Below are 13,230 nucleotides of genomic sequence, written 5' to 3' on the forward strand. Positions count from 1 at the left end.
TCCGATCCGATTTCCTCGGTGCTTTCCAGGTTCCCGCTCTCGCGTTTCCCTTTCCGGCGATTCTGACTCTATCAGATCCTTTCGGCCCTGATTCCCCGTCAGCGGGGCTTGCCTTCCCGGCCGCTGGGCCGTTCCGACGAGTGAGACTTTAGCGGATTCCCAGCTCCCGACGCTAATCGGGGGCCGCGTCCTTTCGAACGTGGATTCCTCATTCCGTACACACACATGCCAATGAAACGACGCCAGGCAAACAGACTGATCGTCGAACAGTGGTGAGTACATACGGGATGGCTGTCCGGGGACCGACCGGAGTCGGTGCTCACGTCGGACAACCCGGAGAACCTTACGGATGCGGCAGAGGGATGTCAACCCTTGCCCGGACGGCATCCGTGAGGCGTACTCTGGGCCCATGACTACGCGTACGTGCACCCAACTCTGGTGGGCCGCCTGAAGGGCGGCCGACCTCACGTATGCATTGCAACGGCCGCCACCTCGGCGGCCGTTCTCGTATCTCCCTCCAGAGGGTCGGCCGGCCAGGGACGGCGGCCTCGACCAGGAGGTAGAGATGAAGCGGGTCTTCAGCGGGATCAAGCCGACCGGGCATCTGACGCTGGGCAACTACCTGGGGGCCGTCCAGCAGTGGGTCGAGGTGGACCAGCACCAGGCCGACGCGCTGTTCTGCGTCGTGGACCTGCACGCGTTGACGGTGGACCACGATCCGGCACGGGTGCGCAGGCTCAGCCGCCAGGCGGCCACCCTGCTGCTGGCGGCGGGGCTCGACCCCAAGCTGTGCACCGTGTTCGTACAGAGCCATGTGGACGAGCACGCGCGGCTGTCGTACCTGATGGAGTGCGTGGCCACCGACGGCGAGATGCGCCGCATGATCCAGTACAAGGAGAAGGCAGCGCGGGAACGCGAGCGCGGTGGCAGCGTACGGCTGTCCCTGCTGACCTATCCGGCGCTGATGGCGGCGGACATCCTGGCGTACGGAACCGATGAGGTGCCGGTCGGTGAGGACCAGACGCAGCACGTGGAGCTGGCCCGGGATCTGGCGGTGCGGTTCAACCAGCGCTACGGGCACACGTTCACGGTGCCGAAGGCGACGCCTCCCAAGGTCGCGGCGCGCGTCATGAACCTCCAGGACCCGACCTCGAAGATGGGGAAGTCCGACGACTCCGGGCCGGGCATCGTCTACCTGCTCGACGAGCCCGAGGTGATGCGGAAGAAGGTCCTGCGGGCGGTCACCGACAGCCACACGGACGTCGTGTACGACCGGGAGGCCCGGCCGGGTGTCGCCAATCTGCTGGACATCCTCGCCGCGTGCGGGGGCGGGGACCCCGAGGCGCTCAGTGGCACGTACACGTCGTACGGCGCCTTGAAGAAGGACGCGGCCGAGGCCGTGGTCGAGTTGCTGCGGCCCTTGCAGGAGCGGCACAAGGCGCTGTGCGCGGACCCCGGGTACGTCGACGAGGTGCTGCGGGCCGCTGCGGAGCAGGCCCGGGGCATGGCCCGGCCGTACGTGGACGCCGCGTACCGGGCGATCGGGTTGCTGCCCGCCGTCTGAAGCCCTGGCGCCCACCGCCGGTCCCCCGGCGGTGGGCGTGACCGGTCAGCCGTTGTTGCCGGAGGCCAGCTCACGGCTGCGGTCGCGGGCGGCCTCCAGCGCGGCGATGAGCGCGGCGCGCACCCCGTGGTTCTCCAGTTCGCGGATCGCGTTGATCGTGGTGCCCGCGGGCGAGGTGACGTTCTCGCGGAGCTTCACCGGGTGCTCGCCGCTGTCGCGGAGCATCACGGCGGCGCCGATCGCGGACTGGACGATCAGTTCATGGGCCTTGTCGCGGGGCAGGCCGAGCAGGATGCCCGCGTCGGTCATGGCCTCGACCAGGTAGAAGAAGTACGCCGGGCCCGAGCCGGACAGCGCCGTGCAGGCGTCCTGCTGGTACTCGGGCACGCGCAGGGTCTTGCCGACGGCGCCGAAGATCTCCTCGGTGTGGGCGAGATGGGCCTCGGTGGCGTGGCTGCCGGCGGAGATGACGGACATGGCCTCGTCGACGAGAGCGGGGGTGTTCGTCATGACGCGGACGACCGGGGTGCCGGCGGTGAGGCGTTCCTCGAAAAAGGAGAGGGGGACGCCCGCGGCACCCGTGACGACCAGGCGGTCGGCGGGGACGTGCGGGGCGAGTTCGTCGAGGAGCGCGCCCATGTCTTGGGGCTTGACCGTCAGGATCAGGGTGTCGGCGGTCTTCGCGGCCTCGGTGTTGCTCACCGGGGTGACGCCGTAACGGCTGCGGAGTTCCTCGGCGCGTTCGGGGCGGCGGGCGGTGACCAGGAGGTCGCCGGGGGCCCAGCCCGCCCGGATCATTCCGCTGAGCAGGGCTTCGCCGATCTTGCCGGTGCCGAGGACTGCGACTTTCTGCGTCATGGTGCGGGTGCCCTCCACGGGTTGCTTCGTCCGCGTTCATCCTCGCACCGGGGACGGTGGGGCCGCGCCGTTGTCCGGGGAACGGGACGCTGCGGGCGCCCCCTCGCGTCAAGGGCGTGTCGCCACGATCAGCAACACGTCGTACACCTCCTCGACCCTGCCGTCCGGGAAGGCTGCGAGGAGGTGGTCCCGCTCCTCGGCCAGGAAGGCGTTCGCCTTCTCCTCCCCGAGAACGAGGAAGGCGGAGTGGCTGCCGAGGTTGGCCAGGTGGGTGTCGACCGGGACCGTGCGGCTCCAGCGGATCACGCGGTGGGCGTGGGCCGGGGTCTCGGCCGCCCCGGCGAAGGCGAGTTCCGTACGGACGTCCTCGGCGCGCACACTCTCGGCGCCCTTCCCGGTGCCGACGTACCGCCTGACACGGTCCTCCTGCTCGGCCAGCCACGGGACGTCCAGGGCGGCCCTGTTCCACCACAGCGCGAGCGCGCCCCCGGGGCGCAGCACCCGCAGGGCCTCCGGGACCGAGCGGGCGGGGTCGGTCCAGTGCCAGGACTGGGCGTAGGTGAGGACGTCCATGGAGGCGGTTGCGAGGGGCAGGGCGTTGCCGTCGCCGCGCAGCAGGGGTACGTCGGGCAGGGCGCGGCGGAACTGGGCCGCCATGCCGTCACCGGGCTCCACGGCGACGACCTCGGCGCCCCGGGCCGTGAGGAGTGCGGTGGCGATGCCGGTACCGGCGCCGATGTCCGCGACGCGGGCGCCGGTGAGGGGGCGGGCGGCGAGGTCTTCCAGGGCGTCGAAGAGGGCGGGCGGGTAGGAGGGGCGGTTCGCGGCGTACTGGGCCGCGGCGATGTTGAAGGAGTGGGCGCGGGTGGAGCGGGACATGGCCGTCATACGTCCATGCTGGCGGGCCGCGGTCGCCTGTGCGGGAACTTCGGCCGGGTTCAGGAACGGCGGCGCTTGCGGGAGGGGTTGCCGGTGCGGCGGGAGGACCGCTTCTCGTACGCGGCGCGGGCCGTCTCGTACTCCTCGCGGTGGAGCTTCTCCCCAGGGGCCTCGCCGAGCGAGCGCACGAAGTACGCGAGGAGGGAGCCGATGAACCCGATCGCCAGCAGGCCACGGAGGGAGGCCTGGCGCTCCGGGTCGGGGCGTTTGCCGAAGGCTCCCCAGGTGTGGCCGAACGCCAGCGCGCTGCACACCGCGAACATGACCACGATCAGCAGGGACACCAGCGTGCCCGCGGCGGCGATCTGGAGACCCTCGTAGGCGAGCCGCAGGACGAGGCAGGCGGCTGCGGCGGCGAGCAGGGAACCGGCCGCGACGGCGGCACGACGGGCCCCGTAGCCGCCGTCGTGGTCCACCCAGGTGGTACCGAAGAAGCGGATCGGTTCGGGGCGGGGGCCCCTGGGGGTGGCCGGAGTGCCGTTCTCTTCGCTCACGCGTCGATTATCGCTCCGCCCACGATCGGCCCTCGCCTCCGCCTTGTGGGCGCGTACGCGCCGTTCCTCGGCCTCGGGTCGATACGGGCCGCGCCTGTTCGTGGTGCGGCCCGTCCGCAGGGTCACGCGCAGCGTGCGGCGATGTAGCCGTCGCTGCCCGTGTGCACGTACGCGTCCGAGACGTATTCCGAGCTTCCGATGCAGTCCCAGATGTTCGTCGTGCCGTAGGTGCCCGTCACCGTCGTGCCCGCCTTCTGGCAGAAGATCGGCACGCTCGCGCCTTCCGGCAGGACCCGGACGATGTCGTGGGTGGTGCCGGGGCCGCTGCGGACGTTGACCCGGACACCCGGTGCGACCGGGTAGGTGCGGGTCGCCTGCGCCGTGCTCTCGGACGCGATGTCCTCTGTCGCCATGTCGGCCTCCCCCGTTGATGGTTCCGATTGGTTCACGCCAGATCGCGTGGAGCGCAGAGGCTAGCAAGCCGCCGTTGTCTCGCGTGAAGCATCAACTAGGCTCGGCGCGTCGCACACGCGGACGAACTCACGGGGGGTGAGTGATGCTGCCACCGCGCAGCGCCGGTACTGACCCGGAAGCGGAACTTCCGCTGCAGGTGGGGCAGTACCTGCTGGAGACGCGGCTCGGCTCCGGTGGCATGGGGGTCGTACATCTCGCGCGGTCCGCCTCAGGGCTGCGGCTCGCGGTCAAGGTGGTGCACGCCGAGTTCGCTCAAGACCCCGAGTTCCGGGGGCGGTTCAGGCAGGAGGTCGCGGCCGCACGACGGGTCAGCGGCGCCTTCACCGCACCGGTCGTGGACGCCGATCCCGAGGCCGACAACCCCTGGATGGCGACGCTCTTCATCCCCGGCCCCACCCTCTCCGAGCATGTGAAGCGGAACGGCGGGCTGCCCCCGGCGCGACTGCGCCATCTCATGGCGGGACTGGCCGAGGCCCTGCGGGACATCCACCGGGCCGGGGTCGTGCACCGCGACCTCAAGCCCAGCAACGTGCTGCTGGCCGAGGACGGTCCGAAAGTCATCGACTTCGGGATCTCCCGCCCGTCCGACAGCGAACTGCGCACCGAGACGGGCAAATTGATCGGCACTCCGCCGTTCATGGCTCCGGAGCAGTTCCGCAGCCCCCGGGAGGTCGGGCCGGCCGCGGACGTCTTCGCGCTCGGGTCCCTCATCGTCCACGCCGCGACCGGCAGCGGCCCCTTCGCCTCCGACAGCCCGTACCTGGTCGCGTACCAAGTCGTCCATGAAGAACCGGACTTGACGGGTGTACCGCAGGACCTGGCCCCGCTCGTGGCGCGTTGCCTGGCCAAGGAGCCGGAAGACCGGCCCACCGCGGACGAGTTGATGAACGCCCTGCGGTCGTTGTCCGCCTCGTACGACACACAGGCGTTCATCCCGCAGCAGCGCGACCGGAGCGGTTTCCGGCCAGAGCGCCGCGACGACACGACCCACCTCAAGATCAAGCCACCCGAGCCCGACCCCAAGGCGCCCGATTCCCGGCGGACTTCGCGGCGGAAGAGCGTCGTACGGCGGCTGTGGCTGCCGGGCGTCGCGGCCCTCGCCGCCCTCGCGGGTGCCCTCGTCTACGCCGGCTCCGACGAACCCGCGGCCGGCACACCCACCGCGGCGACCTCCACGAGCGCCTTCCACGGCTGGGGCATCGAGCTGAGCGCGGCGGGCGTCACGGCCGACGGCATGGCGCGGTGCGTCCACACCCCACGGACGCTCTACTGCACCCGCCCCGGCGTCCTGGCCGCCGCCGTCGACGCGGCCGGCGGAAGAGTCCGGTGGGTGCGTGGCGGGGCGGCGCAGCAGGACAGCCCGCGCCCACCCGTGCTCTCGGGCGGGCTGCTGCACGTCATAGGCCGGCACGGCACACGTCTGACGGCGCTCGATCCGGCGACCGGTACGCCCCGCTGGACCCATGACATCTCGCCGTACGACGGCCGTGTCGCTCATGCCGCGGGGGCCGTCCTGCTCACCGGCGCCGATGGGACGGTGACCGCGCTCGACGCCGCCACGGGCGAGGAGAAGTGGCACCGCGCGATCCCGGGGCAGCCGCGGCCGGTCTTCCAGTCGTACGGGGACGGGGTGGCGTACGCCGTGAGCGCGGCCGGGCCGGACACCCGGGTGACCGCCGTGGACCCGGAGACCGGCACCACGCGCTGGCAGCGACGGCTGGACGGCCCGCAGCGCCTGGTGGGCGCGCACGACGGATCGGTCTGGCTCACCTCGTACGACGCGCAGTCGTACACGAACGCCGTCGTGCGCTACGACGTCGCCGACCGGAAGGTCCGCCGTACCCCGCTGCGCGTCCCGTTGCAGAGTCCCCAGACGGTCGTGCACGGGGACACGGTCTATCTGCTCGGATACGGCGGTGCGCTCGTCGCCCTGGACACGCGGACCTCGGCGCAGCGGTGGCGACTCGAGACCGCCGTCACCTTCGCGTCGGCGCCTGTGGTGACCGGCGGGCGGCTCTACTTCAGCGCGGCGGACGGGCGGCTGTTCGCGGTCGACTCCGCGCGGGGCGGGCTGCTGGGTCAGACGAGGGCGCGGCCCGGCGGCAAGGGGGACTCCGTGGCGAGCACGCTGCCGGCCCCGATCGCGGCCGACGGGAAGGTGTTCGCCGCCGCGCCCGACGGTTCGCTGTTCGCCGTGAACGCGCGTCGGCCTGCGGACTGGTGACATGCCGAAGGGGCCACCGAAGCGGCCCCTTCGCACAGTACGGCTCAGCCGAGCTTCGCCACGTCCCGCACCGCGCCCTTGTCCGCGCTGGTCGCCATCGCCGCGTAGGCGCGCAGCGCGGCGGAGACCTTGCGGTCGCGGTCCGCGGGGGCGTAGACGCCGTTCAGGGCGGCCCGGCGGGTGGCCAACTCCTCGTCGGGCACGAGGAGTTCGATGGAGCGGCCCGGGATGTCGATGCGGATGCGGTCGCCGTCCTCGACGAGCGCGATCGTGCCGCCGGACGCCGCCTCCGGGGAGGCGTGGCCGATGGACAGGCCCGAGGTGCCGCCGGAGAAGCGGCCGTCCGTGATCAGCGCGCAGGCCTTGCCGAGGCCGCGGCCCTTCAGATACGAGGTCGGGTAGAGCATCTCCTGCATGCCCGGACCGCCCTTGGGGCCCTCGTAGCGGATGACGACGACGTCGCCCTCCTTGATCCGCTGGGTGAGGATCTTCTCGACGGCCTCCTCCTGCGACTCGCAGACGACCGCCGGGCCCTCGAACGTCCAGATCGACTCGTCGACACCCGCGGTCTTCACCACGCAGCCGTCGACGGCGAGGTTGCCGTGCAGGACCGCCAGGCCGCCGTCCTTGGAGTAGGCGTGCTCCGCCGAGCGGATGCAGCCGTTCTCGGCGTCCGTGTCCAGCGCCTCCCAGCGCTCGGACTGGGAGAAGGCCTCGGCCGAGCGCACACAGCCGGGCGCGGCGTGCCACAGTTCGACCGCCGCCGCGGAGGGGGAGCCGCCGCGGACGTCCCAGGTCTTGAGCCAGTCCGCGAGGGACGGGCTGTGCACCGCGTGCACGTCCTCGTTCAGCAGGCCCGCGCGGTGCAGTTCACCGAGGAGGGCGGGGATGCCGCCCGCGCGGTGCACGTCCTCCATGTAGTACGTGCGGTTCTTGGCGACGTTCGGTGCCACCTTCGCGAGGCACGGGACCCGGCGCGAGACCTGGTCGATCTCCGCGAGCCCGAAGGGGACGCCCGCCTCCTGCGCCGCCGCCAGCAGGTGCAGGATCGTGTTGGTGGAGCCGCCCATCGCGATGTCGAGGGCCATCGCGTTCTCGAAGGCCGCGGTGGTGGCGATGTTGCGGGGCAGGACCGTCTCGTCGTCCTGCTCGTAGTAGCGGCGGGTCAGGTCCATGACCGTGCGGGCCGCGTCCTCGTACAGCGCCCGGCGGGCCGTGTGCGTGGCCAGGACCGAGCCGTTGCCGGGCAGGGAGAGGCCGATCGCCTCGGTCAGGCAGTTCATCGAGTTGGCGGTGAACATGCCGGAACAGGAGCCGCAGGTCGGACAGGCGTTCTCCTCGATACGGAGGATGTCCTCGTCGGAGATCTTGTCGTTGGCGGCGTCCGCGATCGCGTCGATCAGGTCGAGCGTGCGCACCGTGCCGTCGACCAGCGTGGCGCGCCCGGCCTCCATGGGACCGCCGGAGACGAAGACGGTCGGGATGTCCAGCCGCAGGGCGGCCATCAGCATGCCCGGGGTGATCTTGTCGCAGTTGGAGATGCAGACCAGGGCGTCGGCGCAGTGGGCCTCGACCATGTACTCCACGCTGTCCGCGATCAGGTCGCGGGAGGGCAGGCTGTAGAGCATGCCGCCGTGGCCCATGGCAATGCCGTCGTCCACCGCGATGGTGTTGAACTCGCGCGGGATGCCGCCGGCCTCCTTGATCGCCTCGCTGACGATCCGGCCGACCGGCTGGAGGTGGGTGTGGCCTGGCACGAACTCCGTGAAGGAGTTGGCGACCGCGATGACCGGCTTCCGCCCGATGTCCGCACCGGGTACACCGGAGGCGCGCATCAGGGCGCGGGCGCCCGCCATGTTGCGGCCGTGGGTGACCGTGCGGGACCTCAGCTCGGGCATCGTCACTCGCTCCTTCGGACGGTTCTGAACTCAGGTCGAGCCTACGCCGCCGCTCCAAGGGCTGGACATGAGTGTCCGGAATGCGGGACGCGTGTCTCGGACGGCAGAAGCACCGGAGGCCGGGCCCGGCCTCCGGCACGGAACGGATGCGCCGGGGGCGTGCGCCCCGCTCAGCCGCGCGGCAGTCTGACCGACGACCCCAGATGAAGCCGGGTGAAGGCGAGGGCCTCCGCGAGGTCCGCCTCGCGCTCGGCGCTGGACATGGCGCGGCGGGTGTTGACCTCGATGACGACGTACCCGTCGAACCCGGTGCGCGCCAGCCGTTCCAGGACCTCGGCGCAGGGCTGGCTGCCGCGGCCGGGGACGAGATGCTCGTCCTTGCTGGAGCCGTTGCCGTCGGCGAGGTGGATGTGGCCGAGCCGGTCGCCCATGCGGTCGATCATGTCCAGCGCGTCGGTGCGGGCCGTCGCGGTGTGGCTGAGGTCGATCGTGAAGTGCCGGTAGTCGTCCTGGGTGACGTCCCAGTCGGGGGCGTACGCGAGCATCTCGCGGTCCCGGTAGCGCCAGGGGTACATGTTCTCGACGGCGAAGCGCACGTCGGTCTCGTTCGCCATGCGCCAGACCCCGTCCACGAAGCCGCGCGCGTACTGGCGCTGCCAGCGGAAGGGCGGATGGACGACGACGGTGCCCGCGCCCAGCTTCTCGGCGGCGGCGCGGGCGCGCTGGAGCTTGACCCAGGGGTCCGTGGACCAGACCCGCTGGGTGATCAGCAGACAGGGGGCGTGGACGGCCAGTACGGGGATCTGGTGGTAGTCGCTGAGCCGGCGCAGCGCGTCGATGTCCTGGCTGACCGGGTCGGTCCACACCATCAGCTCGACGCCGTCGTACCCGAGCCGCGCCGCCATCTCGAAGGCCGTCGCCGTCGACTCCGGATAGACGGAGGCCGTCGACAGGGCGACCTTCATCTCCGGGACGCGCACTGCTGGTTCTGCCACGAGGGACAGCGTACGGGTTGCCCTTGACGCGTGTGCCGGGAACGACGGACGGGACGGGCTGCCACGGGGGCCGGGAGCGGGCGGACAGTGCGGGCCACCACATGGGCCGGGCACGGGCGGCATGGGCCGGGAATGCCCGGACAGGGCGGGCTCCCGCCGCCACTGCCCTGCTTCGGGTCCCTGCGCTACTGCGGCCCCATGTGGTCGAGCCGCCGCAGGATCACGCCCTCCCGCAGTGCCCAGGGGCAGATCTCCAGCACCTCCACGTCGAACAGGTCCATGACGCCCTCGGCGACCAGCGCCCCGGCGAGGAGCTGACCCGCGCGGCCCGCAGAGACGCCGGGCAGGTCCGAGCGCTCGGCGGCCGTCATCCCGGCCAGCCGCGGCACCCACGCCTCCAGCGACTCCCGCTTCAGCTCGCGCTGCACATACAGGCCCTCGGCCGAGCGCGCCGCCCCGGCGAGCCGGGCGAGCTGCCGGAACGTCTTGGACGTGGCGACGACATGGTCGGGCGCCCCGAGGCGGCTGAACTCGCCGACCGTACGGGCGATCCGTGCCCGCACATGGCGGCGCAGCTCCTTCACGTCGGCGGGCTCCGGGGGATCGCCGGGCAGCCAGGCCGCGGTCAGCCGCCCCGCGCCGAGGGGCAGGGACACCGCCGCGTCGGGTTCCTCGTCCATGCCGTACGCGATCTCCAGCGAGCCGCCGCCGATGTCGAGGACGAGCAGCTTGCCCGCCGACCAGCCGAACCAGCGGCGGGCCGCGAGAAAGGTCAGCCGGGCCTCCTCCGCACCGGCCAGCACCTGGAGCCGGACCCCGGTGGCCTCCTCGACGCGGGCCAGCACCTGGTCCGCGTTGCTCGCCTCGCGCACCGCGGAGGTGGCGAAGGGCAGCAGATCCTCGACGCCCTTGTCCTCGGCCGCCTGGCGGGCGTCCAGGACGACCGTGATCAGGCGGTCGACCCCCTCGGAGCCGATCGCCCCGTCGCCGTCGAGGAGTTGGGCGAGCCGCAGGTCCGCCTTGTGCGAGTGCGCGGGCAGCGGGCGCGCGCCGGGGTGCGCGTCCACCACCAGCAGATGCACCGTGTTCGAACCCACATCGAGGACACCGAGTCTCATGGGCGGAACGCTACTGGCTGTACGCCGCTTACCCTGGAATCGTGCCAAAGACGAAGAAGGCGAAGCCTGACAAACCTTCCAAGAAGAACAAGAAGAAGGCGAAGGGTTCTTCGCAGGCGAAGGCGTCCCTGTCCGCCATGAACGCGAGTGCGAGCGACGAGAAGGGGCTCGACTTCGCGCGCGCGTGGGTGGAGTTCCCCGATCCGGCCGACGACGAGCAGGTCTTCCGGTGCGATCTGACCTGGCTGACCTCGCGCTGGACCTGTGTCTTCGGCAGCGGCTGCCAGGGCATCCAGGCGGGCCGCGCCGATGACGGCTGCTGCTCGCTGGGGGCGCACTTCTCGGACGAGGACGACGAGAAGCGCGTGGCCGAGCATGTGGCACGGCTGACGCCGGAACTCTGGCAGCACCATGACGTGGGCATGGAGACGGGCTGGATCACGGAGGACGACGAGGGCTCGCGGCAGACCCGCCCGTACCAGGGCTCGTGCATCTTCCAGAACCGGCCGGGCTTCCCGGGCGGCGCCGGCTGCTCGCTGCACATCCTCGCGCTGCGCGAGGGCCGCGAACCGCTGGAGACCAAGCCGGACGTCTGCTGGCAGCTCCCGATCCGGCGCACGTACGAGTGGATCGACCGGCCCGATGACACCCGGGTCCTGCAGATCTCGATCGGCGAGTACGACCGCCGGGGCTGGGGACCGGGCGGCCACGATCTGCACTGGTGGTGCACCTCGGCGACCTCGGCGCACGGCGCGGGCGAACCGGTCTACGTCTCCTACCGGGCCGAGCTGACCGAGCTGATGGGCAAGGCGGGGTACGACCGCCTGGTCGAGCTGTGCGAGCAGCGGCTGGCCTCGCGGTTGCCGCTGGTGGCCCCGCATCCCGCGGACCCCGAGGTCTGAGCGGCGCCTCGGGCGTCCGTCGCGGTCCTACGACGCCGGGCTCGGCGGGTCGCTGCCCGGCGGTGGTGACGTCGGGGGCGGCGGGTCGGAGGTGGGCGGGCTCGTGGGCGACGGCTCCGTCGGCGTCGGGTCCACGGGCGTGGGATGCGGGCCGGACGTCGGACCGCTCGGCGTGGGCCGGGACGGAACGGGACGCGTGGGCGTGGGGCGCGGGGTGGACGGGCCCGCGGAGCCGTAGCCGTCGAGGGAGACCACGGCGCCCGCGGGGGCCACGGTCAGGCGCGCGTGCCAGGCACCCACGGGCTCGCGACGATGATCGACATGCACCTCGACCGTGACCGACGCGCCCGGGGCGAGCGTCCCCGAGGACCGGCCCAGATGGAGCCAGGAAGCGCTCGTGGACAGGGACCAGTGGACGGGTGAGTCCCCGGAGGCCGTCAGCGTGATGAGCGTGGTCGTGCCGTCGTTGCCCGCCGTCACCGTGAGAGGCGGCTGCCCCTGGGCGCCCGTCGGTGCGCCGACGACCTCGACGGAGACGTTCGACGCGGGGTGGTTCCGGTCGGCGTGGGAGCCCCGTTTCGTCCGGGCGTTGCCCGCGTTCTCGTAGCCCGCCGTGCCCTCGCCGCCGAGGATGCCGGGGCCGTGCGCCTCAGGTGCGGTGGCGGTGCGGCCGTCGGCGGCGTCGTCGGTGAGGGGCGCGCCGCGGTAGGCGGCCCAGACGGCGAGGACGGGGGCCGCGATCACGGCGGCGACGACGGTCGTGGTGATGGCGTACGTACGCAGGCGGTCGCGGCGGGCCGCGTGGTCCTTCGGGTCCATGGGGAAGCCGCGCCGGTCGAAGCGGGGCGCGGCGCCGCGCGCGCGGGGCGCGTGCGCCATCGCGGCGCGCAGGGCCTCCTTCGGGGCCGGGAGGACGGGCAGCGCGGCGGGGGTGACGCTGGTGCCGGGCCAGTTGCCGGGGGTGGCGCGCTCGGCGGTGCGGCGGCAGCGCGGGCAGTCGTCGACGTGGCGGACCAGCTCGCGGCGCAGGGCGGCACCGAGGACGACCCGGGGATCGTCGGTGAGGCCCGCGACGCTCGGGCAGCTTCCGAGTTCGAGGACGGCGAGGGCGGTGCGGGTGCGTTCGACCTCGCAGGCGGCGGAGGCGAGCAGCTCGCGCGCGGGGGCGAGTTCCATGCCGAGCACGGCGGCGACCTCATGGGCGGCGAGCTGGTGGCGTACGGCGAGTTCGAGCGCCTCGCGCTGCTCGGGGGTGGTCCCGGCGGCCTCCGGCCAGGCGAGCCGGGAGAGTTCCCGCCGCCGCAGCTCCTTGACCTCGTCGGGGAGCGCGGCGGCGCGGATCGCGTCGGCCGCGCGCCGGTCGGCCGCCTCCTTGTGCGCGCGAGCGCCGCGATCGCGCCCGGCTGCATGACCGGCCCGGCGGCGCCGCCGGGCCTCGGCGAGCCTGCGCAGACAGGCCCAGCGGGCGAGGGCGTACAGCCAGGCGCGCCGGTCGTCGGGGGCCTCCGGGCCGCGCGCGCCACGGCGCTCGGCGAGCACCAGCGCCTCGCCGAGGGCGGCGGTCGCCGTGTCGTGATCGCACAGCACGGACAGGCAGTAGGTGAACAGGCCGTCCACATACGGCTCGTAGGACGCGGGCGGACTCTCGGCCGTGGTGCGGGTGTTCGCACCACGAGGCGCGCTCCCCGGCTTGCGTGCGTCCCCGCGCGCCGGGTGAGCGCCGGTGGCGTGCGTGGAGGTATCCGGCCTGCTGCTCATCACCTG

The 13,230-nt window shown here is 72.4% G+C and carries 11 protein-coding genes; 3 read left to right on the forward strand and 8 right to left on the reverse strand.

Features of this window, described 5'->3' with window-relative positions; translation table 11 throughout:
- The first annotated feature begins 565 nt into the window (after nt 1-565).
- Nucleotides 566-1,564 (forward strand): tryptophan--tRNA ligase, encoded by a 999-nt coding sequence (gene trpS, locus NGF19_RS12920; protein WP_252424995.1) that lies wholly within the window; start codon nt 566-568, stop codon nt 1,562-1,564.
- A 45-nt stretch (nt 1,565-1,609) separates the two neighbouring features.
- Here the strand turns inward: trpS and proC are convergent, their stop codons facing one another.
- The 4 genes from proC to NGF19_RS12940 form a co-directional block, all read right to left on the reverse strand.
- The gene (gene proC, locus NGF19_RS12925; RefSeq protein ID WP_252424996.1) at nt 1,610-2,422 is read right to left on the reverse strand and encodes a pyrroline-5-carboxylate reductase; all 813 of its coding nucleotides are present in this window, start codon (nt 2,420-2,422) and stop codon (nt 1,610-1,612) included.
- 108 nt (nt 2,423-2,530) lie between these two features.
- Nucleotides 2,531-3,310 carry a class I SAM-dependent methyltransferase gene (locus NGF19_RS12930; RefSeq protein ID WP_252424997.1) on the reverse strand — a complete coding sequence of 260 codons (780 nt, stop codon included), beginning with the start codon at nt 3,308-3,310 and terminating at the stop codon, nt 2,531-2,533.
- Nucleotides 3,311-3,360: 50 nt separating this feature from the next.
- Nucleotides 3,361-3,855 (reverse strand): EamA/RhaT family transporter, encoded by a 495-nt coding sequence (locus NGF19_RS12935; RefSeq protein WP_252424998.1) that lies wholly within the window; start codon nt 3,853-3,855, stop codon nt 3,361-3,363.
- A gap of 122 nt (nt 3,856-3,977) precedes the next feature.
- A complete protein-coding gene (locus NGF19_RS12940) occupies nt 3,978-4,268 on the reverse strand; it encodes a hypothetical protein (RefSeq protein WP_252424999.1) in 291 nt (96 codons plus the stop codon).
- A gap of 143 nt (nt 4,269-4,411) precedes the next feature.
- On the opposite strand from NGF19_RS12940, the gene NGF19_RS12945 reads away from it, so the two are divergent.
- Entirely contained in the window at nt 4,412-6,553 is a 2,142-nt protein-coding gene (locus NGF19_RS12945; RefSeq protein ID WP_252425000.1) for a serine/threonine-protein kinase, read from the forward strand.
- Nucleotides 6,554-6,597: 44 nt separating this feature from the next.
- Here NGF19_RS12945 and ilvD read toward each other — a convergent pair whose 3' ends face one another.
- From ilvD to NGF19_RS12960, 3 genes are all read right to left on the reverse strand, one after another.
- A complete protein-coding gene (gene ilvD, locus NGF19_RS12950; RefSeq protein ID WP_252425001.1) occupies nt 6,598-8,451 on the reverse strand; it encodes a dihydroxy-acid dehydratase in 1,854 nt (617 codons plus the stop codon).
- 170 nt (nt 8,452-8,621) lie between these two features.
- Nucleotides 8,622-9,446, reverse strand: a complete 825-nt coding sequence (locus NGF19_RS12955) for a sugar phosphate isomerase/epimerase family protein (protein ID WP_252425002.1) — start codon at nt 9,444-9,446, stop codon at nt 8,622-8,624.
- A gap of 185 nt (nt 9,447-9,631) precedes the next feature.
- The gene (locus tag NGF19_RS12960; RefSeq protein ID WP_252425003.1) at nt 9,632-10,564 is read right to left on the reverse strand and encodes a Ppx/GppA family phosphatase; all 933 of its coding nucleotides are present in this window, start codon (nt 10,562-10,564) and stop codon (nt 9,632-9,634) included.
- A gap of 41 nt (nt 10,565-10,605) precedes the next feature.
- Between NGF19_RS12960 and NGF19_RS12965 the strand changes: the two genes are divergently transcribed.
- Nucleotides 10,606-11,466: a DUF3109 family protein gene (locus tag NGF19_RS12965; RefSeq protein WP_252425004.1), complete on the forward strand. Its 861-nt coding sequence runs from the start codon at nt 10,606-10,608 to the stop codon at nt 11,464-11,466.
- Nucleotides 11,467-11,493: 27 nt separating this feature from the next.
- Here NGF19_RS12965 and NGF19_RS12970 read toward each other — a convergent pair whose 3' ends face one another.
- Complete coding sequence (locus NGF19_RS12970; RefSeq protein ID WP_252425005.1) at nt 11,494-13,224, reverse strand: BACON domain-containing protein; 1,731 nt, start codon at nt 13,222-13,224, stop codon at nt 11,494-11,496.
- Between the last annotated feature and the right edge of the window lie 6 nt (nt 13,225-13,230).

Source organism: Streptomyces macrolidinus, from assembly GCF_023887685.1.
Taxonomy (GTDB): domain Bacteria; phylum Actinomycetota; class Actinomycetes; order Streptomycetales; family Streptomycetaceae; genus Streptomyces; species Streptomyces macrolidinus.